Here is a 23,511-nt window from a genome sequence, read left to right on the forward strand (position 1 = left end):
ACAACTTGCAGCAACCGCTTTCACAGCGGCCCTTCAATTAAGCAGACTTTTGAGCTTGCTTAACCAAGCGAGCGACGCTGTCAGACAACTGAGCACCGTTGCTACGCCAGTGAGCGATACGCTCGCTGTTCAGGCGCAGGCCTTCTTGACCTTCCTTCGCGAGCGGGTTGTAGAAACCAACGCGCTCGATGAAACGGCCATCACGACGGTTACGGGAATCAGCGACAACGACGCTGTAAAAAGGAGCTTTCTTCGCGCCACCGCGGGCGAGACGAATAATCACCATAATCTTGTTCTCTTTGGATTAGACTGAAAGGCGCGGATTTTACGTTATTTTTTATAGTCTTGGCAAGTCAATCATGCAGTATTTGCTGTCGGCGCATACCGGGTGGGATCGGCCAGGCCCGCTGCGACAAAGCCCTGGCGCCGCAACCGGCAGGAATCGCATACGCCGCAGGCCCTGCCTTCGGCATCCGCCTGATAGCAGGAAACGGTCAAGCTGTAGTCGACGCCGAGCGCGGCGCCCTGAGTGACGATCTCGGCCTTGGTCATATCGATCAAGGGGGCGTGGATGGTGATCGTCCGCCCCTCGACTGCGCTCTTGGTCGCGAGGTTGGCCATGGCCTGGAAGGCGTGGACATATTCGCCGCGACAGTCGGGATAACCGGAATAATCCAGGGCGTTCACGCCGATAAAGATATCGCGCGCGTCCAGCACTTCAGCCCATGCCAGCGCCAAGGACAGCATGATGGTATTGCGTGCGGGCACATAGGTCACGGGAATGCCTTCGCTCGGCGCTTCAGGCACGGCAATCGAGGCATCGGTGAGCGCAGAACCGCCGAATACCGACAAATCCAGCTTCACGGTGCGGTGCAAGGCAGCGCCCAGCGCCTCGGTGACGCGGTCGGCGGCATCCAGCTCCGCGCGATGCCGCTGCTGGTAGTCCAGGCTCAGGCAATAGGCCTCATAGCCCTGGCTGCGTGCAATAGCGAGCACCGTGGCGGAATCCAGACCGCCCGACAACAGCACTACGGCTCTCTTGCTCATATATTGATTCCTTGATGACAGCAGATGGATGCGGCCATGAATGCCTATTTGCCGGGCGTCTCGCCCCAGAGGATCTTGTGCAGCTGCACCTGCATGCGCACAGGCAACTTGTCGGCAAGCACCCAGTCTGCCAGATCGGTAGGCATGACCTGGCTGAACACAGGCGAGAAGATCACCTGGCATTTTTCATTGAGGGCGTGCTCTGCGAGCAACTGCTTGGCCCAGTCATAATCCTCGCGGCTGCAGAGCACGAACTTGATCTCGTCATTCGGCTTGAGCCGCTGCAGGTTTTCCCATTTGTTCTTGGCCAGCTCACCCGAACCGGGCGTCTTGATATCCAGAATCACGGCGACGCGTTCATCCACGCCATCGGTGGCAATGGCGCCGCCAGTCTCTAGCGAAACCTCGTAGCCGTCGTCGCACAAGCGCTCGAGCAGCTTGAGACACTCCTTCTTTTGCGCGAGCGGCTCGCCGCCTGTGACGCAGACATACTTGGCGCCATAACTGCCGACCTGTGCCACGATCTCGTCCAGCGTCATATTGCTGCCGCCCTTGAACGCATACTCGGTATCGCAATAGACGCAGCGCATCGGGCAGCCCGTCAGGCGCACGAAAACGGTAGGCAGGCCTACGCGCGACGACTCCCCTTGCAGGGAGTGGAATATCTCATGGATGCGCAACACGGAAAACTATCTGGACTTGATCGAGTCCAGCACGTTGAGGCGGCGCTTGGCGCTCGGGGCCAGCTCGTGGTTGGGGAATTTCTCCAGCAATCCACGCAGTGTCTTCTTGGCGCCTTCCACGTCCGAGAGCTGGATTTGGCTATTGGCAATGCTGAACATCGCATCCGGCACCTTGTCGCTGTTCGCATGCTGGGAAATCAGCTTTTGCTGGGTATTGATGGAGGCCTTGTAGTTCTTCAGCGAGAACTGCGCGCTGCCCAAGCCGAGCAATGCGTCGGGAGTCAAAGGGGAGCCTGGGTAGCTTTGCAGGAACTTGCCATAAGCGTCGAAGGCTTCCTTGAACTTGCCCGAGGCTGCGAAAGCCTTGGCTGCCTCCAGGTCGCGCGCTTCGGGGCTATCGCCATTGGCAGCGGCTTGTGCGTTGCCCTCGTCACCGCCGTTCTGAGCGGTGGCAGGGACGCCGCCTTCTTCCAGCTTGCGCAAGCGGCCGTCAGTGTCAGCGTACAAATCGCGCTGACGCTGCTGTGTATTTTCAACATTGTGGTTGACGACTTCGAGCTCGCCCTTGAGGCGGCTGATTTCCTGATTGAGCCTGTCTATCTGGCCCATCAGGTCCAACATGCCCTGGCTTTTGGTTTCCAGGGCCTGCTGGCTCTTTTTCAACTCCGCTAACGCGGCTTGCGTTTCCTGGTTCTGGGCTTGAACCTGCTGCTGCAGGTCAGCGATCTTTTTTCTTGCCTCATCATCGCCGAAAAGCGCAGCCTGCACCAAGTGAGGCAGCGAGAGAAAACCGACTACAACCAGAACCAGTAAACGCTGCATCATGAATTACTCGCCTTGGTACAGAAGCTCTACACGGCGGTCTTGCTGCCAGCAAGTTTCATCCGCGCAACCGGCATTCGCCTTTTCCTTGCCGAAGCTTACTGTCTCGATCTGTGCGTCTTGCACGCCAAGCAGGTTCAACACCTTCTTGACGGCAACGGCACGGCGCTGACCCAGGGACAAGTTGTATTCGCGCGTGCCGCGATCATCGGTGTTGCCTTGCAGGAACACCTTGGCATCACCGTGCGAGCTCAGGTATTGCGCATGCGCCTCGATCAATGGACGGAACTCTGCCTTGATCGCATCGCTGTCGAAATCGAAGTACACGTTGCGCTTGGACAGGATGTTGTTAGGGTCCTTCAGCGGGTTGCTTGCCAAAGAGGAGTCAGATACGCCACTCGTCGCAGAATCACTAGTGCTGCTACTGCTGCTTTGAGTGGCGACTGGACTCTTATCCTCGACGGCCGCCTGTGGAGTTTCTTTCACTGCCTTGCTCGAGCAAGCTGCCAACATGGCTGCAAGCAATACACTGATCACGATATTCTTGTTCACTTTGTTCTCTCCTTTAAATTATGTAAGACACACCATCAACTGTTACCACACTACAAACTTGCCTGTTGTTACAAAAACACCCGGCGCCAAGTAAGCATAACGGCCGTTTTTACAATAACTTGCTTGTTATTTCAATTCCCTACTGGCTGATGATCGGGCCCCAGGCGGGCTCGCGCACATCGCCGCCGCTCTCGCTCAGGCGCTGCTTGACCCGGCCATCGGCAGATACGACCGCCAACGCGCCGCGACCGCCGATACGGGTGGCGTGCAGCAACATGCGGCCATTCGGCGCAAAGCTGGGCGATTCATCCTTGGGCCCGTCGCTCAATACTTGCACTTGTCCGCTCTGCAAATCCTGCAGGGCGACCTTGAACTGGCCTCCGTCACGGCGGATGTAAGCAAGAGACTTGCCATCTGCCGACAGGCGCGGACTCACCACGTAACCGCCCTCGAACGTCATGCGGCTGGCATCGCCGCCGCTGGAGGCCATGCGGTAGATTTGCGGGCTGCCGCCGCGATCGGAGGTGAAATAGATATAGCGGCCATCCGGCGACCATGTCGGCTCGGTATCGATCGCGGTGGTTCGCGTCAACTGCTGCAAACCGGTGCCATCGGCATTGATGGAGTATATCTGGGAATTGGCCGCATGCGTCAGCACGATCGCCAGCCGCTTGCCGTCGGGCGACCATGAAGGCGCACTGTTGTTGCCCTTGAAATTCGCCAATACGGTGCGCTGGCCGGATACCAAGGATTGCACATAGACGATGGGCTTCTTCTTTTCGAACGATACATACGCCAGCTTGGTGCCGTCAGGAGACCAGACCGGCGAAATGATCGGCTCTGCGGAAGAGACGACGGTCTGCGGGTTATACCCGTCGGAATCCGCCACTTGCAATGCATAGCGGCCGCCAGACTTGCTGACATAGGCGATGCGGGTAGCGAAGACGCCCTGCTCGCCCGTCAGCTTCTGGTAGATCACGTCGGCGATCTTATGCGCGGTCAGGCGCAACTGGGCCGGGGTGATGTTGTATTCCATGCCCACCAGCTGGTTCTGCTTGTATACGTCCAGCAAGCGGAAAGACACTTTAAGGCGGTTGCCGGGCAACGTCTCGATATTGCCTATGGTCAAAGCCTGCGCCTGGATCGAGGCCCAGTCCTGGTAATTGACCTGGCTGAGTTCACTAGGCTGGTTGGCAACGCCGCGGGTTTCCAGCACGCGGAACAGGCCGCTGCGGCGCAAATCGGCGCTGATCACGTTGGCTATCGTGTCTTGCTGGCCGGGGATCGTTCCCTGCTGGGCGAAGGGCACGACCGCAATCGGGATTTGCTGGGCGGCGCCACCGACAATTTCGACGGTCAGCGCGGCATGCGCACCGGACGTCACACCGAATGGCAGGAAGGAAACTAAGAGGCTGAGAAATAAGCGTAATTTATTCATGTGGGTTTAGGGCAGTAAAATAATGCAAAGTTCCCCGATCGATCAGCGGACATTCTACCAAATTCGCCCACAGACTTGCTATGGGGCTTGTTGCCTACCGATCAAACCGATAATCAGCTGCTAGTAATCTTCGTTGGGGCGGAACTTGAGCCTGAGGTCGCGGAAGCGCGAAAACAGGTCGGGTTGCGCCGGCACCGGCAAAGGCTGCGCCTGCAAGATCGCCCTTTCGATCGCTTCATCGCACGCAGGCAGGCCGCTGCTCTTCAATATGCGCGGCATGCCTATCACCTCGCCAGTGGGCATCAGGCTGATACCGACCTCAAGCTCCGGCTTGCCTGTACCGCATAGCTGGCGATTCACGTTGCGCCTGATCTTGTCGCGGATTTGGCTCAGGTACTTGTCGATTTCGCCCTGGTTGGCCACATTGGCGCCCGATTGTGTCGGCCCTTGTTTTTGCGCCGGCGCGGGCTGCGAGCTTTCTTCCAACAGTTCCTGCTGCAGCTTCTTCAATTCATCCAGCTTGACCTTGTCCTCTTTCTTGGGCTCCGGTTTTTTCGGCTCGGGCTTCTTGGGTTCAGGTTTCTTTTCGGGCTTCTTCGGCTCGGGCTTTTTTTCCGGTTTCGGCGGCTTGGGCTTTTCCGGCTCCTTCTTCACCTGAATGTCTGCCTGCGGTTCCGGCTCAGGCGCGGGTTCCGGTTTTGGCTCAGGCTTGGGTTCGGGCTGCGGTTCCGGCTTAGGCTCGGGTTTTGGCGGCTCGGGGACAGGTTGCGGCTGCGGCGGTTTCGCCACCGGCTTGTCGGCGGGCAGGTTTTCCCATAGCTCGACCTGGGCCACCATCACCGGCTGCTGCGTCTTCCACTCGAACGACACCAGCAGTAGCGCCAGCAACAGCAAATGCACAAACAGCGAAAGTGCTGCGGCACGCGCTTTATAAGGATTGGCTCGACGTTTTCTCATGCATCAATTGGCTGGTTTAAGCAAAAGACCGACCTTGTACTGCTTGAGGCTGTCCATCAGCGTCACCACCTTGTCGTATTGCACGTTCTTGTCGGCGGCGATCACGATGGCGCGGTCCGGCGCCTTCTCGACCTGGGACTTGACCTCGAACAGCAACTGGTCGCGTTCCATGACCTTGCTTTCGATTTCGGCGCGGCCATCCGCCTTGACGGTGATGACGATAGGCGCGGCCGCCTGCTTGAGCGTCTGCCCGACCTGTGGCAGTTCGACGATGCCGGGGTTGGTCATAGGCGCCGTGACCATGAAGATCACCAGCAGCACCAGCGTAACGTCGATGTAGGGCACGACGTTGATCTGGTTCATCAGGCGGCGGGATTTGCGACGGCTCATCACGGCCTCCTTATGCTTTGCGTTGCAGGATATTGGTGAATTCTTCGATAAAGCTTTCGTAACGCACGGCCAGCCTGTCGACCGAGGCGGTAAAGCGGTTGTAGGCAATCACGGCGGGAATCGCGGCAAACAGGCCGATCGCGGTAGCGACCAACGCTTCGGCAATCCCGGGCGCGACGTGGGAAAGGGTGGCCTGGGCCATGTTGGCCAGGCCGCGGAATGCGTTCATGATGCCCCACACGGTACCGAACAAGCCGATGTAAGGGCTCACCGAGCCGACCGAGGCCAGGAAAGGCAGGTGGGAATCCAGCTCGTCCATCTCGCGATTGTAGGCGGCGCGCATGGCGCGGCGCGCGCCTTCGGTCACGTCACCGACGTCCAGGGTGGGTTGGCGCTTGAGGCGCGCATACTCCTTGAAGCCGGCCTCGAAAATGCTGGCAAGGCCTTGCGTGTTGCGGCGCCCCGACGTCACGCTTTCATAAAGCTGGTTGAGGTCGCCGCCCTTCCAGAATACGCGCTCAAACTCCTCGGCTTCGTTGTCTGCGCTGCGGATGGAGAAAAATTTGATGAAGATATACCACCAGGAGATCAGCGATGTGAGCAGCAGCAATGCCATCACGATCTGCACCGGCACGCTGGCGCCGCTGATCAGCGATATAAACGACATGTCTTCAGTAGGATTCATTCAAGCTCCATTGGGTTGATCACATAAGGTTGATCATATAGGGTTGACCAGGTTTCGCACGGCAGGCGGGATGATGGCCGGCCTGAACTGTTCCGCATCGATGCAGACGATATCCACGGTGGCCTCTGTCAGCAATTGCTCGCCGCGGTATATCTTCTGCTCGAATTTCATGAGGCTGCGCCCAAGCTCCTCGAGCCGCGTCACCACTTCCAACGCGTCATCAAAGCGTGCGGGACGGCGGTATTGTAGCGCAAGGCTGCGCACCACGAACAAGACCCCGAGATCATCCCTTAGTTCCGCCTGGCCGAAACCCAGGCTGCGCAGGAACTCGGTGCGCGCACGCTCCATGAACTTGAGGTAATTGGCGTGATAGACCACGCCGCCGCTATCGGTATCTTCGTAGTAAACCCTTACTGGCCAGCGGAACTCCGTACTTGCACTCATTGCTGCCAGAGTTCTCCCGTGCCGATCTTGCCGGGCGTGGCGAGCCCGAAATGCTGGTAAGCCTGCTGCGTGGCGATGCGGCCGCGCGGGGTGCGCATGAGGTAGCCTTGCTGGATCAGGTACGGCTCGAGCACGTCCTCGATGGTGTCGCGTTCCTCGCCGATTGCCGCGGCAAGATTATCCAGTCCGACCGGGCCGCCGTCGAATTTCTCCAGCACGGCGAGCAAAAGCTTACGGTCCATGACATCGAAGCCGAGCTTGTCCACGTCGAGCATTTTCAAAGCGGCATCGGCAATATCGGCACTCACGACGCCGTCGGACTTCACCTGGGCATAGTCGCGCACCCGGCGCAACAGGCGGTTGGCGATACGCGGCGTGCCGCGCGAGCGGCGAGCGATTTCCAGTGCGCCTTCCTGCTGCATGGAAACCTCCAGCAATCCGGCGGAACGATGGACGATGCGGGCCAGCTCGTCTGCAGTGTAGAACTCCAGGCGCGAAACGATACCGAAACGGTCGCGCAAAGGGTTGGTCAGCATGCCGGCCCTGGTGGTCGCCCCCACCAGGGTGAAAGGCGGCAGGTCGAGGCGCACCGAACGCGCGGCAGGCCCTTCGCCGATCATGATGTCGAGCCGGTAATCCTCCATGGCCGGATAGAGTATTTCCTCCACGACCGGGGAAAGCCGGTGGATTTCGTCGATGAACAAGACATCGTTGGGTTCGAGATTGGTGAGCAGCGCCGCAAGGTCGCCCGCGCGCTCCAGCACCGGGCCCGAGGTCTGGCGCAGGTTGACGCCCATCTCCTTGGCGATGATGTGCGCCAGCGTGGTCTTGCCCAGGCCGGGCGGGCCGAACAGCAACACGTGGTCCAGCGCCTCGGCACGGCCGCGCGCGGCGTTGATGAAGATTTCCAGCTGGCCGCGCGCCTTTTCCTGGCCTACGTATTCATCCAATACCTTGGGACGCAGGGCACGCTCCAGCGCTTCTTCCTGCGTGCCTTGGGTGGATGGGGCGATTAAACGGTCGGTTTCTATCATCAGGTCGGATTCTGCTTGGCTACGCTGCGCAGCTTCTGCGCGCAGCGGCATATGCGCATGATACAGAAAAGCCTGCGATTGTTCTCTACCTTGCAAGTCAAAAAACGTAAAAACCTTCCGCGACTTACCAAGAGCCTGTTCACGATATTTTCATCAAGTACGTTGTCCCGGCAGGGCAAGTGATGCAAGGTGCAAACCATTCAGCGTGTGGATTTCACCGGGGTATTACCCGAGGAATTGCAACGTCCCGGCCGCTGCGCTGCCGCGACAACCCTATGGGCAAGGCTCCAACACGCGCCCGTTCTGCGTTGCAGTCATTGGCTAGGCAATCAGCATCACCTGCGAACTGCGCCTTGACCGGACGCGTGTTGGAACCTTGCGTACCCGATGAAAATATCGTGAACAGGCTCTAGACCAGCTATTTCCAGTCGCTGGACGAACCTGCCCAGAGGTCGATGCCTCCCTCCTGGGCGAGGATGTCTATCGCAGCCAGCTCTTCCGGCGCGAAGGCAAGGTTCTGCAAGGCGGCGACATTCTCGCGGATCTGCTGGCTGTTGCTCGCCCCGATCAAGGTGGAGGTCACGCGCTCGTCGCGCAGCACCCAGGCCAGCGCCATTTGCGCGAGCGTTTGCCCGCGCTGCAATGCAATCCGGTTGAGGCCATGAATGCGCTTGAGGTTTTCCTCGCTCAAGTGGCTAGGAGGGATGGAATTGCCGCCCGGGCGGTTGATGCGCGCCTCCTGCGGAATGCCGTTGAGGTATTTGTCCGAGAGCAGCCCCTGGGCCAGCGCGGTAAAGGTGATGCAACCCATGCCCTCCTGCTGCAAGGTGTCGAGCAGGCCGCGTTCTATCCAGCGGTTGAGCAGGTTGTAGGAAGGCTGGTGGATCAGGCAGGGGATCTTCCATTCCCGCAACAGCCTGGAAGCTTCCAGCGTCTTGGCGGGAGAGTAGGAGGAAATGCCGACATAGAGGGCCTTGCCCTGCTGCACGGCGCTGGCGAGGGCGCCCATGGTCTCATCCAGCGGCGTTTCCGCATCGAAGCGGTGCGAATAGAAGATATCCACATAGTCCAGCCCCATGCGCTGCAGGCTCTGGTCCAGGCTCGCAAGCAGGTATTTGCGCGAACCGCCGCCCTGCCCGTAGGGACCCGGCCACATATCCCATCCCGCCTTGGTGGAAATGATCAGCTCGTCGCGGTAAGGGCGGAAATCCTGCCGGAGCAACTGGCCGAAATTGGCTTCCGCACTGCCGTACGGCGGGCCGTAGTTATTGGCGAGGTCGAAATGGGTAATGCCGAGGTCGAACGAGGTGCGCAGCATGTCGCGCTGCACGGCGATATTGGTGTTATCGCCGAAGTTGTGCCACAAGCCCAGCGACAGCAACGGCAGCTTGAGCCCGCTGTTGCCGCAACGGCGGTACTGCATCTGCTCATAACGATGTTCATCGGCCTGGTAAGTCATTCACTGCTCCTTCAATTCACAACGCATTGTTAAGCGCTCTCGCGCGCAATCAATTCACAGTCCAGCAGGTTGAGGTGCTGCACCGGGCCATCCGCCGGCGTTTCTCCCAATGCCTGCAATACGCGCAAGGCGGCAACCTCGCCGATCTCCCTCGCGGGAGGGCGTATGGTGGTCAGACTGGGCAGCAGCATTTCGGAAAAAGCGTAATTGCCGAAGCCGAAAATGGCGCAATCCTCGGGAAAGCGCTTGCCGGCCCGCAGGCCAGCCAACATGCCGCCCGCAGCCAGGTTGTCGTTGGCAAACACAATGGCTTCGGCAGGCTGCTGGCGCAATAGCAGGGAATTGACCGCCTGCCGGCCCGCCTCGAACGGATCGGCCTGGGTGGGGACGAACACCCAGGGCTCCAGGCCGTATTCGTTCATGCGCGCAATATAGCCATCACGGCGGTCAAGCGCGCTCAAGTCGCCTATCAGGCTGTTCTGCACATAGGCAATGCGCTTGTATCCCTTGTCATGCAGGTACTCCACCGATTGCCGGCCAACCTCCACATGCGAAAACCCCACCTGCACCGGCTTGCGTTCCGGCACGTAGTCCCAGGTTTCCACCACCGGCATGGCGGCCTTGGCGATCAGCCTCTCGGTTCCCTCGGAATGATACTGGCTGGTCAGCACCAGCGCCGCCGGCGACCAGCCGAGGAAGGCGCGCACCGCGCTTTCCTCCTTTTCCATGGAGAAATAGCTCGACGCCAGCAACAGCTGGTATCCATGTCGGTTCAGCTCATCGCTGAAGCTCTGGATGGTGTTGGCAAAGATGGGGCCCGAGATATTGGGAATCACCATGGCCACAATGCGGCCCCGGGTCGAGGCCAGGCCGCCCGCAGCATGGTTGGGCAGGTAGTCCAACGCCGCCACCGCCTTGGCGATGCGGCCCCGCAACACTTCGGACACGAGTTCCGGCTGCTTGAAATACCGCGACACGGTAATCGATGAAACGCCAGCCAGCTTCGCCACGTCATGCACGGTGGCCCTGCCCAGTCCCTTGCGCTTACCCGACATCGGCAACCACCCACATATAACTTTTATAAATATTGATTTTCATTTTAATTCTTTGACAACATACAAACACTTGCCCGAACATTCGAATGTTACCGGTAACATCATTGAGATTATCAGTGTTTTCAAAATTTTCAAAACATTTGTATTTTATTCAGGAAAAGTCTCGCCTGAATATATCGAAGTCGGCTTTCATGCAGGCAAGTACCCATGGCAAAGCTTAGCCTGCAACGCCTGGGCAAGCAGTTCGCCCATACGCGCATCCTCCAGGAGATCGACCTGGACATCGCCTCAGGGGAATTCATTGTGCTGGTCGGCCCTTCCGGTTGCGGCAAGTCGACATTGCTGCGCATCCTGGCAGGCCTGGAAGAAGCCGACGAAGGGCAAGTGATCCTGGATGGCCGCAGCATCAACCGCCTGCCGCCGCGCGAACGCAACATGGCGCTGGTGTTCCAGGACTATGCGCTCTATCCGCACAAGACGGTTTACGACAACCTGGCGTTTGGCCTCATCATCCGCGGCACGCCCAAGCAGGAAATCCAGCAGAAAGTACACGCCGCAGCGGATCTTTTGCAGCTGACTCCCTTGTTGCAGCGAAAGCCCGCCGCGCTTTCGGGCGGGCAGCGCCAACGCGTGGCGATCGGTCGCGCGCTCGTGCGCGACGCCCAGCTGTTCCTGTTCGACGAGCCGCTGTCCAACTTGGACGCCAAACTGCGCACGGAAATGCGCATGGAGATCAAGCGCCTGCACCAGCGCATCGGCAAGACCATGATCTACGTCACACATGACCAGGTGGAAGCCATGACGCTGGCCGACCGCATCGCGGTGATCAATCACGGCCGTATCGAGCAATTAGGTACGCCGGCAGAAATCTACCAGTCGCCCGCCACCACCTTCGTGGCCGGTTTCATGGGCTCCCCGCCAATGAACCTGCTCGACCTGCCGCTGCAATGGTCTGCCGATTATCGATCCGCCTTTATTGCCGGGCAGTCGGTGCCCGTCAACCATCTGGAGATCGAGCCGGAACAGCAGATCACCCTGGGCATCCGCCCTGAGCACTTCCATATTGACGCCGCTTCCCTCAACGGCCAGGCATCGCTGCGCCTCAACGCCATAGTCGAATTGATCGAGCCCCTGGGCGCGGAGACCATTGCCACGCTGCGGCTGGAACAATTGACTGCGAACCTCGGGCAATACTCGGTGCAGGCACGCCTGCCCGGCCACCAGACGGTACCCCCCGGACAGCAACTGCAAATCCACGTAGCGCATGCCAACCTGCACTGGTTCGACGGCGAGCAAGGCACGCGCATTGCCACTCGCCAAGCCGGCAACGCGGAACCAGCGGCATGAGCTTCCCGCGCGCACTTCGGCTCATTGCCTTCATCCTGCTGGTAGCCGTTGCCGCCTCTGCGAAGGCGGAAACGGTGCTGCGCGTCTTCATCGGCGGCGCGGCGCAACGCCCCGACCTGTTCCGTACGCTTGCCGACCGCTATGAAGCCAGCCATCCTGGCATCCGCATCGAAATCGGCAGCGGCGCGGCCACCTCGGAGCTGCAGCGCAAATACCTTTCCGTCCTGCTCAATGCGCACGACCCCAGCTTTGACGCCTTGATGCTGGATATCGTCAATCCCTACCAATTCGCCACCGCTGGCTGGATCGCGCCGCTAGACCCGTATTTCGGCGAGGAAAAGCAAACGCTGCTCGCTGACGGCTTGCCCATCTACCGCCAGACCAACCTGATCAAGGGCAGGCTCTACACCCTGCCCGCAGTGACAGATGCCATGTTCATGTACTACCGCAAGGACCTGCTGGCGCAACACGGCATTGCGCCGCCGCAAACTTGGCAGGAATTGGAAAAAGCCGCGCAGGCCATCCTGAAGCAGGAGAACAATCCTGCGCTGCAAGGGCTTTCCATCCAGGGAGCACCGATCGAAGGCACGGTATGCAGCTTCCTGCTGCCTTACTGGAGCCAGGGCAAGGACATTCTCGACAGCAACAGCAAGCTGGCATTGGACAAACCCGCAGCATTGCGCAGCCTGCGATTATGGCAAGGCCTGATCGACAAGAACGTGATCCGCCGTCATGTGGCCGAGGTCAAGACCGGCGACACCGTGAACACGTTCAAGGCCGGCAATGCGATCTTCGCCGTCAACTGGGGCTTTGCCTGGGGTGTGTTCCAGAACGACGCGGACTCGCACGTCAAGGGCAAGGTCGGCGTCATCCGCATGCCGGCGGTGCAAGGCGGCAAGCATGCTACTTGCCTGGGGGGATGGCAGTGGGCGCTCTCCAACTATTCGCGCCACAAGGCGCAAACGGCGGATTTCCTGCGCTTCCTGGCCTCGCCTGAAAGCGTGCGCTTTATTACCTTGCAAGGCGCATTGCTGCCGCCATACCTTTCGCTTTACGACGATGCGGAGGTCCAGGCCGTGATCCCATGGCTCAAGGATGCCAAACCTGCCTTGCTGGGAGCCAAGTCCCGTCCGCTGACCGCGCGCTATGCGCAGGTGTCGGACGTACTGCGCATCTCGACCTCGGCCGTATTGGCCGGATCATTGACGGCCGAGGAAGGTCTGGAAGACATCAGCCGCCGCCTGGAAAGGATATTGCGTTGAGCCTGCACGCATTTTTCAACCAGCGGCGAGACCAACCTAGAGACGTCAGTGAGTCATCGCTAGCATTCTGGCTGTTGCTGCCTGCGGCGCTACTGCTCGCCCTGATCGTGGTCTACCCGGTAGCGAAAGTCATCCACGACAGCCTCTATTCCATCAGCCTGTTCAGCGAGAGCGGCCCGGTTTTCGTGGGCGTTGCCAACTATGTCGACGCTTTGCGCGACCCGGATGTCTGGCGCGCCGTGCGCTTTACGATTGCCTTGTGCGTGGTCACTGTCCCCGGCGCGCTGCTCGTCGGGCTCGGGCTGGCATTGCTCGCCAACCGCGAATGGAAATGGCGCTGGCCCGTGCGCCTGGCATTGCTGCTGCCTTGGGCCTTGCCGCTTGCATTTTCCGGCATGATTTTCGCGTGGTTCTTCAATACGGAATACGGCGTAGTCAACGACCTGTTGCGACGTGCAGGCATTGCCCCGGTCTCCTTCCTGCTGATACCGCAATGGGGCTTTCTTGCGATCTGCGTCGCCACCATCTGGAAAACCTCTTCCTTCGTCGCGCTGATCCTGCTCGCAGGCCTGCAGACCATCCCGCGCAGCCTGTACGAAGCCGCGGCGATGGAAGGCGCCAGCCGTTGGCAGTCGTTCCGTCACGTCACCCTGCCGCTGCTGATGCCGGCCATGATGGTCGCACTGATCTTCCGCACTATCAGCGCGCTGCAGTCCTTCGACATTCCCTATGCGATGACGCAGGGAGGCCCGGCCCGCTATACGGAGACCTTGTCCATCCTGATCAACACCACGGCCATCGAATACATGGATGTCGGCTACGGATCCGCCCTCGCGGTGCTGCTGTTCCTATTGTCCATGGCCGTCAGCTCGGTCTATCTGCGCAAGCTCTACAAGGGGGCGCTGTAATGCTGAAGCTCCCCTTGCGCTGGATCGCTGCCGCCGTGCTGCTGGCAAACGGTTTCTTCCCCGCCCTGTGGATATTGCTGACCTCGTTCAAGCGCGATGCCGAGCTGGCGCAAACCCCGATCACCTGGTGGCCGCAGCACCCCACCCTGGGCAATTACGTGCATGCGTTCAGCGACCAGCCCTTGCTGCTGTTCCTGGGCAACAGCTTCGCGGTGGCCTTGCTTTCCACCCTGCTGACCTTGTTCGCGGCCACCGGGGCCGCCTACGCGCTCACCCGGCTGCGCCTGCGCCGCCGCGGCCTGATCCTCACGGTACTGGTCGCGATCGCCATGTTCCCGCCGGCGACATTGCTGGTGCCCCTGTTCGAGATCATGCGCGGGCTGGGCTTGATCAACACCTACGGCGCACTGGTGCTGCCTTACGCCGTGCAAAGCCTGCCGGTATGCACGCTCGTGCTCGCGAGCTTTTTCCAGCAGGTGCCCAAGGACATCGAGAACGCCGCGATGCTGGACGGTTGCACCAGGCTGCAGGCGCTCTACCGCATCGTGCTGCCATTGTCCGCCCCCGGCGTGTTCACGGCCGGCATCCTGGCTTTCGTCAATGCCTGGGACGAGTTCCTGCTGGCGCTGGCCCTGAATGCCGCGCCGGGCAGCCGCACCCTGCCGGTCGGCATCCTGCTCTACCAAGGGGAGTTCACCTTTCCATGGCCGGTGATCTCCGCCGCACTGGTGGTCGCCATCGTGCCGCTCGCCATCCTCATCATCCTGTTCCAGGAACGCGTCATCAGCGGGCTCACCACAGGAGGCATCAAGGGATGAAGCATGTCTTTCCATTCCCCTGGTTTCCCGACAACGGGTATCAGGCTGACTACATCATTTTTACGACTACATTAGGGGAATCTGCATGAAACCACACCACACTCAATTGCAACAGTTCCGGCGCCGGGGCATCAGCCTGGCGCTCGCTTCCGCATTACTGTCCGGCGGCATCCCGACAATATTTGCCGCCGAAGAAACCTCCGCAGCGGAAAGCAAGCAGACCTCGGCCGATCAGGAGGCGCAGCCTGCGCTCGGCACGGTCACCGTCACCGCCACCCGGCGCGAAGCCAGCCTGCAATCCATTCCCGTCGCCGTATCCGTGCTGGACGGCCGCAAACTGGAGCAATCCAACCTCAACAGCATCCAGACCATCGCCAACGAGGTACCCAGCCTGACCTTCCGTCAGCAGGGCGGCAACAAGGACTCCTCCATCCTGATCCGCGGCGTGGGCACCATTTCTACCTCGCCCGGCATCGAGCCTACCGTCTCCACCGTGATCGACGGCGTGGTCTATGCCCGTCCGGGCCAGGCCACGCTGGACCTGCTGGACGTGGAGCGCATCGAGGTCTTGCGCGGTCCGCAGGGCACGCTGTTCGGCAAGAACGCCTCAGCCGGCGTAATCAACGTGGTGACGCGCGAACCCAGCGCCGACCCGCATGCCTATGTCGACACCTCCTACTATGAAGGCGGGGAAAAGCGCATCCGCTTCGGGCTCTCCGGCACGCTGGTGCCTGATCTGCTGTATGCCTCCATCAACGGCCTATGGGCCGACTACGACGGCAATGTGAAAAACGTGATCGGCGGCAATCTCAACGGCTATGAGCGCGAAGGCGCCCGCGCCAAGTTCCTGCTGACGCCGAACGAGGACCTCGACATCACCCTGATCGCCGACTACACGCATGGCACCAACAGCGTCCCAGGCGCCAGCGGCGTGCCTTACAGCTCCAGCAACGCCGCATTCAACCAAGGCATCAGCCCCGTCAATGTAAGCAAAGGCAACCGCAGGGTTTATACTGATGGCAAGAGCGAAGTCACCGATACCAACCAAGGGGTTTCCGCACAGGTCGATTGGCGCTTCAACGATTACACATTGACGTCCATCACCGCATTCCGGACCTGGGACAACACGCAAAACACGTCCACGTCGCAAATCGGTAACAACTACGATCCGCTCAGGATTACCGGAGATTATCCTGCCACCCGCGACCGGGGCACTGTAGATTCGAAGCAGTTCTCGCAGGAAATCCGCATCGCCTCCCCCAAGGACCGATTCCTGGAATATGTGGCAGGTATTTACTACCTCAAAGGCAAGACCGACGAAACGTACCAGCGTAGCGGCACAGACAATGCCGGCACCAATTTCATCGGTCGCGCCGACTACAGCATCGACAGCGACAGCGTGGCCCTGTTCGGCGAAAGCACACTGAACTTCACCTCGGATTTCCGCGGGATTGCCGGCCTGCGCTGGACGCACGACGAACTGTCATTCGACCACGTCCGCAACTCTCCTGTCACAGGCCCCGGGGTGCAAGTCAGCCAGCCGCTACGCAAAGGAGACACTTCGGAGAATGCATATTCCGGGCGCCTGGGACTGCAGTACGACCTGAGCAGCGATATCACCACCTACTTCACGTATTCGCGTGGATACAAGGGGCCTGCCTACAATGTATTCTTCAACATGAACCAGGCCAATGGCGACACGTTGCCGCTCGACCCGGAGACATCCAGCTCTTTTGAGCTGGGTCTCAAATCAGCTTATCTGGACAATCGCCTGATTTTCAACGTAGCGGCGTTCTACACCAAGTACAAGAACTACCAGGCGAATTTCTTTGACGTCGTCAGCGGCACCGTGGTGACGCGGCTGGTCAACGCCGGCGATGTCTCTACCCGCGGCATTGAGTTCGACGCCACCGCCAAGCCGACTTCCAGGCTGACGCTTGCAGGCTCCTTGGCCTACGTCGATGCAAGAATCGACCAATTCAATTGCCCTGCCAATGCCGCGGCCTCTTGCGCAGTGAATGGAAAACCGCTGCCGTTCTCCCCTGAGTTCAAATCAGTCGCCCGTGCCAACTATGCAATTCCGTTGAATGGCGGCTACGTGATCGATATTGGCACCGACTATACCTGGCAAAGCAAGCAGCAATACAGCCTCACCCAAACCAAGGATACGATCCAGGAAGCCTACGGCATCTGGAACGCCAGCGTGGCACTGTCCACCCAGGACGGATGGCGCTTCGCGCTGGTAGGCCGCAACCTGCTGGACCGCTCCTATGCGAGCAACCTAGTCAGCAATGCCAACTCGACCTATACGCTGCGCTACGTCCCTCGCGACGATGCCCGCTATTTCGGCATCCAGGTCAGAAAGGACTTCTAATCATGAGCCAACCCCGTCAACTCAGCCTGGGCGCGTTCCTCATCCGCAATGGTCACCATGTCGCAGGATGGCGCTACCCGGACAATGTGCTGGATGACGACCCGTTTGCCGTCTACAAGGAAGCGGCACTTCTGGCGGAGGCAGCGCATTTCGATGCGGTGTTCTTTGCCGATGCCGTAACCGCCGCGGCAGGCCCCGCAGGACTGGAACCGCTGACATTGCTGAGCGCGCTGGCAGCGGTGACCAGCCGCATCGGCCTGATCGGCACCGCCACCACGACGTATAACGAGCCCTACCATATCGCCAGGAAATTCGCCTCCCTCGACCAGATTTCCCGCGGGCGCAGCGGCTGGAACCTGGTCACCTCGGACAATGCATCGGAATCGGCCAACTTCGGCCTGCCGCAGCATGTTTCCCATGCCGAGCGCTATGCCAGGGCACGGGAGTTCTATGAGGTGGTTACCGGGCTTTGGGATAGCTGGGAAGAGGACGCGTTCCTCAACGACAAAGAGAAAGGCGTCTGGTTCGACCGCAGCAAGCTGCACGCCCTTGATCATCATGGCCCGCACTTCGATGTCGCCGGCCCGTTGAATGTGCCGCCCAGCCCGCAGGGAAGGCCTGTCATCGTGCAGGCGGGCGGCTCCGAGACAGGAAGGGAGCTGGCGGCGGAAACGGCGGAAGTGGTGTTTACTGCCCACCCCACGCTGGCTTCGGCCCAGGCTTTCTATCAAGACCTGAAAGGGCGTATGGCAAAATACGGCAGGCAGCCCGACAGCCTCAAGATCATGCCCGGCATCTTCAGCATCGTGGGCAAGACCCAGGCAGAAGCCGAAGCCAAGTTCAACAAGCTGCAGGAACTTGTGGACCCCGAATCCGGCCTGGCGTTGCTCGGACGCATGATCGGCAATTTCGACCTGTCCGGCTACCCTGTGGATGGCCCGCTTCCGGCATTGCCACTGACCGACAACGGCCAGCAAAGCCGGCAGAAACTGCTCACCGAACTCGCCCAGGGAGAGAACCTGACCATCCGCCAACTTTACCTGCGCATTGCAGGCGGGCGCGGCCACCTGACCGTCGTCGGCACCCCGGAAACGGTTGCCGACAATATCCAGGAATGGTTCGAGCAAGGAGGCGCTGACGGCTTCAACGTCATGGCGCCCTGGCTGCCGGGAGGCCTGCGCGACTTCACGGAACTGGTGGTGCCGGAACTGCAGCGGCGCGGCATTTTTCGTAGGCAATACCAGGGACGTACTTTGCGGGAACACCTTGGTCTGGAAAAATCGGTAAACCGTTACAGCAAAGCCTGATAGCGCATCGACGGTTTGCTCCCCGTTGAGCGACTTGAATGCCTGGCAACTATCGCCAGGCATTTTTATTCCTGAACCATCCTCACACTCATTCAACAAGGGCGAGCGCAGCGATGCCAAGGGTTGGCTTTACCTCCCGTCTGGCTGCGCCGAGTAGCGCAGCCAGACGGGGAACAACGTCAAAAGCATACTTGGCATCGCTGCGCTCGCCCTAAAAACTGCTGAGGTATTTTAGCTTTATGTTTTAGAGAGCGACTTGAGTGAGAGCTTGATACCTTCGGCGACCGCAATATCGGCTGGCAATTGCTTGACCGCAGCTAGGGCCTCGCGCTCGTTGTAGCCCAGCGCCAGCAGGGCATTAAGCACGTCGCCGCTGGCCGACTTGACTTGGCTGCCGCCGGCCAACGCCGTGCCGCCATCGATGGAGAACTTGTCCTTGAGCTCGAGCAGGAGGCGCTCGGCGGTTTTCTTGCCTATGCCAGGCACCTTGGTCAGCAAACCAGTTTCCTGTAAGGCTACTGCCTGGGCCAGGTCGTCCACCGACAGCCCGCTCAGGATAGCGAGCGCTGACTTTGCGCCTATGCCATTTACTTTCAGCAATTGGCGGAAGGTGGCGCGCTCTTGGTCGCTGCCGAAGCCGTACAGCAATTGTGCGTCTTCGCGCACGATGAACTGGGTAAGCAGCACCACCTTTTCGCCGGTGGCAGGCAGGTTGTAGAAAGTGCTCATGGGCACTTCGCACTCATAGCCCACGCCGTTGCAGTCGATCACCACCTGGGGTGGCGTTTTCTCGACGAGGATACCGCTCAATCTTGCAATCATATCAACCTGCCGCCCTTTACCCTGAATCCTGCCGTTGCCAGTTTACCCAAGCCCTGCCCGCCATGCGCGTGGCAAATCGCGCAAGCCAGCGCATCTGCCGAATCCGGCCTCGGGACCGCGGGCAGGTTGAGCAGGCGCTTCACCATTTCCTGCACCTGGTCCTTGGCCGCGTGGCCGTTCCCCACTACCGACTGCTTGACTTGCAAGGCGGTGTATTCCGCCACCGTGAGGTGGTTCAGCACCAGGGCGCTGATTGCCGCACCCCTGGCTTGCCCGAGCAACAAGGTGGATTGCGGGTTGACGTTCACGAATACCTTTTCGATCGCCGATTGCTGCGGCTGGTAGGTCGCAATCACTTCCGCCAGGCCGTCCAGGATGATCTTGAGGCGCGTCGGTAAATCCTCGATTTCGCTGCCCTTGCCGGTCGTGGTCTTGATGGTGCCGCTCGCCACGTAGGCGAGCTTCTCGCCCGCCTTCTCGATCACGCCGAAGCCTGTCAAGCGCAGGCCGGGATCGATGCCGAGGATGCGTACGGTCATTACTCCTCGATCACTGCGGTGGTATAGACTTCCTGCACGTCATCGAGGTCTTCCAGCGCGTCCAGCAGTTTCTGCATCTTGGCTCCCTCGTCGCCGCTGAACACGGTTTCGTTATCTGGTTTCATGGTCACTTCCGCCAATACCGGCTTCAGGCCCGCCGCCTCCAGCGCTTCCTTCACCGCAGTGAAATCGCCCGGCGCGGTGATCACTTCGATACTGCCGTCCTCGTCGGTAATGACATCTTCCGCGCCGGCTTCCAGTGCCGCTTCCATGACTTGATCTTCGCTGGTGCCCGGTTCGAACACCAGTACGCCGCAGTGCTTGAACATGAAGGAAACGGAACCGTCCGTCCCCAGGTTGCCGCCGTTCTTGCTCAGCGCATGGCGCACATCGGCCACGGCGCGCTGCTTGTTGTCGGTCAGGCAGTCGATGATGATGGCGGCGCCGTTGATGCCGTAGCCTTCGTAGCGGATTTCCTCGTAATTGACGCCCTCAAGCTCGCCCGTACCGCGCTTGATCGCGCGGGTGATATTGTCCGCGGGCATGTTCTGCTCCTTGGCTTCCGCCACGGCGGCGCGCAGGCGCGGATTGAAATTGATATCGCCACCGCCCATGCGGGCAGAGACGGTGATTTCCTTGATCAGCTTGGTGAATATCTTGCCACGTTTGGCATCCTGGCGACCTTTGCGGTGCTGGATGTTGGCCCATTTGGAATGCCCTGCCATTTGTAAAATCCTTTGATTGCGAATTGTGCAAAAAACCTCGCGAATTTTACCATATAGGGCTAAGCGAAAATATGCATGCGTGAATAGCGATTTCTATGTTGGATCAGCATCAAAACGGATGCATCCCGTCAAAATGACATCCGTACTGTCCGCTTGATATGCCGCTCAGTCCTGACCCATTGCCGGGTCGACTTCTTCATGCCGCTTCATGCTGTGCAATGAAATGATCAGCAAGGAAACCCCGATCAGCGCCATGCCGATGACTTCCCCCTGGCTCGGCTGTTCACCAAGCTGCAGCCAGGCGGCAAGCACGCCGATTACGGGGGCGAGCAGGGAGGTCATGCTGGCGATGCCTGCGGGCAGGTGCTGCAGGGCATAGAGCCAGAGCAGCCAGGCCAGCGCATTGCATAACACGGCGTTGAACAGGACGGCACCGATGAAATTGACGCTCCAGTTTATCGGCGGCGCGGGCACGATGAAGGCGACGGCCACCAGCGGCAGCGAGCCGAACAGCATTTGCCATGCGGTCAGCGACATGAGGTCGAGATCGGGAACGCGCTGGTGCAGCTTTTTGGCGACGATCACGGAAACCGCCCAGAACACGCCGCCCAATATCGCCAGCGACATGCTGAACAGGTCAGAGCCCAGGTGCAGCGGATCAAGGATGAACAGCAGGCCCATCACGGAAAACAATGCCGCCAGCCATTGGATGCCGCGGATTTTCTCGCCCAGCAGCGGCCAGGCCAGCACCATCACCCAGAACGGCATGGTGTAGGTCAGCACCGCGGTCTTGCCGGCGCCGCCCTCGACCAGGGCCCAGATGATGAGGCCGGTAAAGCCGCAGGTCTGCAGCACCCCGAGCCAGATCAACGTCGGCACTTCGCGCGGCTTGAGCGGCTTGCGCATCAGCACCAGCAACGCAAACAGGCAGACAGCGCCGTAAAACGTCCGCATCGCGCCGAACTGGAACGCGCCGGCATAATCCAGCGCATGCTTCATCACTACCCAGTTGTAACCCCATAGCATCGCCAGCAGCAGCAAGGCTGCAAAGGCGCGCAACGTGGTCGAGGTTCCCGCTTTCATGTCGATTCCTGGCCCAGGGCCTTAGTTAACAGATTTTAAGAGCAACTGGCAAAACTCAGCGAAGCGGTATTGGCCAGCCGCCCTGCCGCAGGCAATACGTGTGCTACGGCAAGGCAGGGCCAAACGCCAGCAGGTTTCGTGGCGGCTCTAGTTCCAGATATGGCTCAACAGCTTCCAGTTGCCGTCGGCCTGCTTCTTGTACAACAGGTGCACGTTGCCGTTGAAGCTCTGGCGGTTGCCTTGCGCGTCAATCGCGGCGGCACTCCAATGGCCGCGCTGGAAGGCGAGGTTGCCGTCGGATTGCGCATCGATCAGCTCCAGCTTGTGGTCGATGATGCCTTGCGCGATCGAGGTCTTCCAGAAACTCAACAGCGCTTCCTTGCCGCTGATCTGGGATGCACCGGCGGGCAGGACCGTGGCGGCATCGTCGTAGAAAGAGGCGACCAGTGCGTGGTCTTTAGCATTGAAGGCGGCATCCCAGGCCTGGTTGAGTTGTTGGGCGGTGGCCTTGAAATCTGAATTCGACATCTTGGTTCCTTAATAGTGGTGAGAAATTAATTCCAGGTATGGGTCAGGATCTTCCAGCTGCCGTCATCCTGCTTCTTGTAGAGAATATGCAGGTTGCCGCTGAATTGCTGCGGTTCGCTGTCCGCGCTCTTGAGCACTGCGCTCCACTTGCCGCGCTGGTAGATGGTGTTGCCGACGATGCCGGTTTCCACGGTGGTGATCTGGTGATCGGCAAAGCCCTTGGCGAACAGCCCGGACCAGAAATCAGCAATCGCCTTGCTGCCGGTCACTTGCTCACCACCGGCAGGCAGCAAGCTGCCATTGGCGTCGTAATAGGATGCGAGCGTACCGGCGGAAGCCTCGGCAAACGCGGCATCCCATGCGCTGTTGAGCTTGCTGACGATGGCCTTGGCCTCGTCCTCGTTCGGCTTGGCATTGCATTTGTAGACGGCGACAGCGGCGACCGCCACCAAAGCCAGTAACACGATAGCGACAACGACCTTGCTGATCTTCATGATATTGCTCCTCTTGTTAATTGATATTGAATATAGGCTTTGCTTCAACGACTGCCGTCATGTGCCCGGGTGGCGGTTGCCGGATGCATCAAAAGCCGTGATGCCTGCATTGAGCTTGACCAAGATGCCGTTAAATAAATCCCGCTCCTCTTCGCTCACCCCTGCCATGCACTGACGCAAGCGCGTGTAATAGTCCGGCATCACCTGGTCGAGCTTTTCCTGCCCCGCGGCAGTCAGGCGGATCGACACCCGCCTGCGGTCATCCTTGTCGAAGATGCGTTCCACTAGGCCATCGCGCTCCAGGCCGTCGATCAGGCCCGTCATCGTGGCGCGGCTGACGCCGGCCTTCTCCGCCAGTACGGAAGGCAATGAAATGCCGTGCTCCTCCCGCATGAGCAGGATCAGCACCCACCAGCGCCCCTGCAGCAGGCCATGTTGGCTCAGGCATGCATCCAGCGCAAGCGAAAGATCGCTTGCGACGCGCAGCAAGTGCAGGAAGGACGACACCGCGCTGACATCCGCTTCCGGATAGCGTGCGGAAAACTTGTCCAGGACTGCCTTGCTTGGAAGATCTCTGAGCTGCAACATAGTTAGTCGAATTATAATTAGCTAGCTAATTATGTCAACCGCCCTATTCATGCCCTTCCCAGATTTGACATGACAACAGGCTCTTGCGCGGGCGTTTAACCTTATTATCATTAAGGTGTATATTGAGCTTACGCCAATAAGAAAACGAAG

General features: G+C 59.6%; 26 protein-coding genes. 6 read left to right on the forward strand and 20 right to left on the reverse strand.

All coding sequences use genetic code 11. The features are described 5' to 3' along the window. Nucleotides 1–37: 37 nt before the first annotated feature. The 13 genes from rpsP to ACWXTG_RS08815 form a co-directional block, all read right to left on the reverse strand. Nucleotides 38–286 (reverse strand): 30S ribosomal protein S16, encoded by a 249-nt coding sequence (gene rpsP, locus ACWXTG_RS08755; protein ID WP_309566134.1) that lies wholly within the window; start codon nucleotides 284–286, stop codon nucleotides 38–40. A 71-nt stretch (nucleotides 287–357) separates the two neighbouring features. Beyond that, nucleotides 358–1,047 carry a 7-cyano-7-deazaguanine synthase QueC gene (queC, locus tag ACWXTG_RS08760; RefSeq protein ID WP_480219627.1) on the reverse strand — a complete coding sequence of 230 codons (690 nt, stop codon included), beginning with the start codon at nucleotides 1,045–1,047 and terminating at the stop codon, nucleotides 358–360. Nucleotides 1,048–1,091: 44 nt separating this feature from the next. Continuing rightward, on the reverse strand, nucleotides 1,092–1,730 hold the full coding sequence (queE, locus tag ACWXTG_RS08765) for a 7-carboxy-7-deazaguanine synthase QueE (protein ID WP_480219628.1): 639 nt from the start codon (nucleotides 1,728–1,730) through the stop codon (nucleotides 1,092–1,094). A 6-nt stretch (nucleotides 1,731–1,736) separates the two neighbouring features. Continuing rightward, nucleotides 1,737–2,555 (reverse strand): YbgF trimerization domain-containing protein, encoded by an 819-nt coding sequence (locus ACWXTG_RS08770; protein ID WP_480219629.1) that lies wholly within the window; start codon nucleotides 2,553–2,555, stop codon nucleotides 1,737–1,739. Nucleotides 2,556–2,558: 3 nt separating this feature from the next. Further along, complete coding sequence (gene pal / locus ACWXTG_RS08775; RefSeq protein WP_480219630.1) at nucleotides 2,559–3,104, reverse strand: peptidoglycan-associated lipoprotein Pal; 546 nt, start codon at nucleotides 3,102–3,104, stop codon at nucleotides 2,559–2,561. A 139-nt stretch (nucleotides 3,105–3,243) separates the two neighbouring features. Next, complete coding sequence (gene tolB / locus ACWXTG_RS08780) at nucleotides 3,244–4,542, reverse strand: Tol-Pal system beta propeller repeat protein TolB (RefSeq protein WP_407996048.1); 1,299 nt, start codon at nucleotides 4,540–4,542, stop codon at nucleotides 3,244–3,246. A gap of 120 nt (nucleotides 4,543–4,662) precedes the next feature. Then, nucleotides 4,663–5,499 (reverse strand): energy transducer TonB, encoded by an 837-nt coding sequence (locus ACWXTG_RS08785; protein ID WP_480219631.1) that lies wholly within the window; start codon nucleotides 5,497–5,499, stop codon nucleotides 4,663–4,665. A 3-nt stretch (nucleotides 5,500–5,502) separates the two neighbouring features. After that, nucleotides 5,503–5,889 carry a biopolymer transporter ExbD gene (locus tag ACWXTG_RS08790; RefSeq protein ID WP_480219632.1) on the reverse strand — a complete coding sequence of 129 codons (387 nt, stop codon included), beginning with the start codon at nucleotides 5,887–5,889 and terminating at the stop codon, nucleotides 5,503–5,505. A 10-nt stretch (nucleotides 5,890–5,899) separates the two neighbouring features. Further along, nucleotides 5,900–6,574 carry a protein TolQ gene (tolQ, locus tag ACWXTG_RS08795; RefSeq protein ID WP_407996050.1) on the reverse strand — a complete coding sequence of 225 codons (675 nt, stop codon included), beginning with the start codon at nucleotides 6,572–6,574 and terminating at the stop codon, nucleotides 5,900–5,902. Between the two features lie 33 nt (nucleotides 6,575–6,607). Then, entirely contained in the window at nucleotides 6,608–7,018 is a 411-nt protein-coding gene (gene ybgC, locus ACWXTG_RS08800; RefSeq protein ID WP_407996051.1) for a tol-pal system-associated acyl-CoA thioesterase, read from the reverse strand. Beyond that, nucleotides 7,015–8,052, reverse strand: a complete 1,038-nt coding sequence (ruvB, locus tag ACWXTG_RS08805) for a Holliday junction branch migration DNA helicase RuvB (RefSeq protein WP_480221223.1) — start codon at nucleotides 8,050–8,052, stop codon at nucleotides 7,015–7,017. The genes ybgC and ruvB overlap by 4 nt, the downstream gene beginning before the upstream one ends. 418 nt (nucleotides 8,053–8,470) lie before the next feature. After that, nucleotides 8,471–9,511 carry an L-glyceraldehyde 3-phosphate reductase gene (gene mgrA, locus ACWXTG_RS08810; protein WP_480219633.1) on the reverse strand — a complete coding sequence of 347 codons (1,041 nt, stop codon included), beginning with the start codon at nucleotides 9,509–9,511 and terminating at the stop codon, nucleotides 8,471–8,473. Between the two features lie 29 nt (nucleotides 9,512–9,540). Continuing rightward, entirely contained in the window at nucleotides 9,541–10,566 is a 1,026-nt protein-coding gene (locus ACWXTG_RS08815) for a LacI family DNA-binding transcriptional regulator (RefSeq protein ID WP_480219634.1), read from the reverse strand. Between the two features lie 207 nt (nucleotides 10,567–10,773). On the opposite strand from ACWXTG_RS08815, the gene ACWXTG_RS08820 reads away from it, so the two are divergent. The 6 genes from ACWXTG_RS08820 (at nucleotide 10,774) to ACWXTG_RS08845 (ending at nucleotide 18,582) form a co-directional block, all read left to right on the forward strand. After that, nucleotides 10,774–11,913 (forward strand): ABC transporter ATP-binding protein, encoded by a 1,140-nt coding sequence (locus tag ACWXTG_RS08820; protein ID WP_480219635.1) that lies wholly within the window; start codon nucleotides 10,774–10,776, stop codon nucleotides 11,911–11,913. Further along, nucleotides 11,910–13,175: an ABC transporter substrate-binding protein gene (locus ACWXTG_RS08825; RefSeq protein ID WP_480219636.1), complete on the forward strand. Its 1,266-nt coding sequence runs from the start codon at nucleotides 11,910–11,912 to the stop codon at nucleotides 13,173–13,175. Before ACWXTG_RS08820 ends, ACWXTG_RS08825 begins: the two co-directional genes overlap by 4 nt. Further along, nucleotides 13,172–14,083 carry a carbohydrate ABC transporter permease gene (locus tag ACWXTG_RS08830; protein WP_480219637.1) on the forward strand — a complete coding sequence of 304 codons (912 nt, stop codon included), beginning with the start codon at nucleotides 13,172–13,174 and terminating at the stop codon, nucleotides 14,081–14,083. Before ACWXTG_RS08825 ends, ACWXTG_RS08830 begins: the two co-directional genes overlap by 4 nt. Continuing rightward, nucleotides 14,083–14,901 (forward strand): carbohydrate ABC transporter permease, encoded by an 819-nt coding sequence (locus ACWXTG_RS08835; RefSeq protein WP_309566119.1) that lies wholly within the window; start codon nucleotides 14,083–14,085, stop codon nucleotides 14,899–14,901. Before ACWXTG_RS08830 ends, ACWXTG_RS08835 begins: the two co-directional genes overlap by 1 nt. A gap of 85 nt (nucleotides 14,902–14,986) precedes the next feature. Then, nucleotides 14,987–17,275: a TonB-dependent receptor gene (locus tag ACWXTG_RS08840; protein ID WP_480219638.1), complete on the forward strand. Its 2,289-nt coding sequence runs from the start codon at nucleotides 14,987–14,989 to the stop codon at nucleotides 17,273–17,275. 2 nt (nucleotides 17,276–17,277) lie between these two features. Then, nucleotides 17,278–18,582 carry an LLM class flavin-dependent oxidoreductase gene (locus tag ACWXTG_RS08845; protein ID WP_480219639.1) on the forward strand — a complete coding sequence of 435 codons (1,305 nt, stop codon included), beginning with the start codon at nucleotides 17,278–17,280 and terminating at the stop codon, nucleotides 18,580–18,582. Between the two features lie 237 nt (nucleotides 18,583–18,819). On the opposite strand, the gene ruvA is transcribed toward ACWXTG_RS08845, so the two are convergent. The 7 genes from ruvA to ACWXTG_RS08880 form a co-directional block, all read right to left on the reverse strand. Continuing rightward, nucleotides 18,820–19,404: a Holliday junction branch migration protein RuvA gene (gene ruvA / locus ACWXTG_RS08850; RefSeq protein WP_457136548.1), complete on the reverse strand. Its 585-nt coding sequence runs from the start codon at nucleotides 19,402–19,404 to the stop codon at nucleotides 18,820–18,822. Next, the gene (gene ruvC, locus ACWXTG_RS08855; protein ID WP_407993175.1) at nucleotides 19,401–19,943 is read right to left on the reverse strand and encodes a crossover junction endodeoxyribonuclease RuvC; all 543 of its coding nucleotides are present in this window, start codon (nucleotides 19,941–19,943) and stop codon (nucleotides 19,401–19,403) included. The genes ruvA and ruvC overlap by 4 nt, the downstream gene beginning before the upstream one ends. Continuing rightward, nucleotides 19,943–20,668, reverse strand: a complete 726-nt coding sequence (locus ACWXTG_RS08860) for a YebC/PmpR family DNA-binding transcriptional regulator (RefSeq protein WP_407993176.1) — start codon at nucleotides 20,666–20,668, stop codon at nucleotides 19,943–19,945. Before ACWXTG_RS08860 ends, ruvC begins: the two co-directional genes overlap by 1 nt. 165 nt (nucleotides 20,669–20,833) lie before the next feature. Then, nucleotides 20,834–21,751: a DMT family transporter gene (locus tag ACWXTG_RS08865; protein ID WP_480219640.1), complete on the reverse strand. Its 918-nt coding sequence runs from the start codon at nucleotides 21,749–21,751 to the stop codon at nucleotides 20,834–20,836. 147 nt (nucleotides 21,752–21,898) lie between these two features. Further along, nucleotides 21,899–22,279 carry a YybH family protein gene (locus tag ACWXTG_RS08870; RefSeq protein WP_480219641.1) on the reverse strand — a complete coding sequence of 127 codons (381 nt, stop codon included), beginning with the start codon at nucleotides 22,277–22,279 and terminating at the stop codon, nucleotides 21,899–21,901. Nucleotides 22,280–22,305: 26 nt separating this feature from the next. Beyond that, the gene (locus tag ACWXTG_RS08875) at nucleotides 22,306–22,773 is read right to left on the reverse strand and encodes a YybH family protein (RefSeq protein ID WP_407993177.1); all 468 of its coding nucleotides are present in this window, start codon (nucleotides 22,771–22,773) and stop codon (nucleotides 22,306–22,308) included. Between the two features lie 57 nt (nucleotides 22,774–22,830). Further along, complete coding sequence (locus ACWXTG_RS08880; protein WP_407996062.1) at nucleotides 22,831–23,361, reverse strand: MarR family winged helix-turn-helix transcriptional regulator; 531 nt, start codon at nucleotides 23,359–23,361, stop codon at nucleotides 22,831–22,833. Nucleotides 23,362–23,511: the final 150 nt, after the last annotated feature.

Source organism: Methylobacillus sp. DLP286, assembly GCF_056636515.1.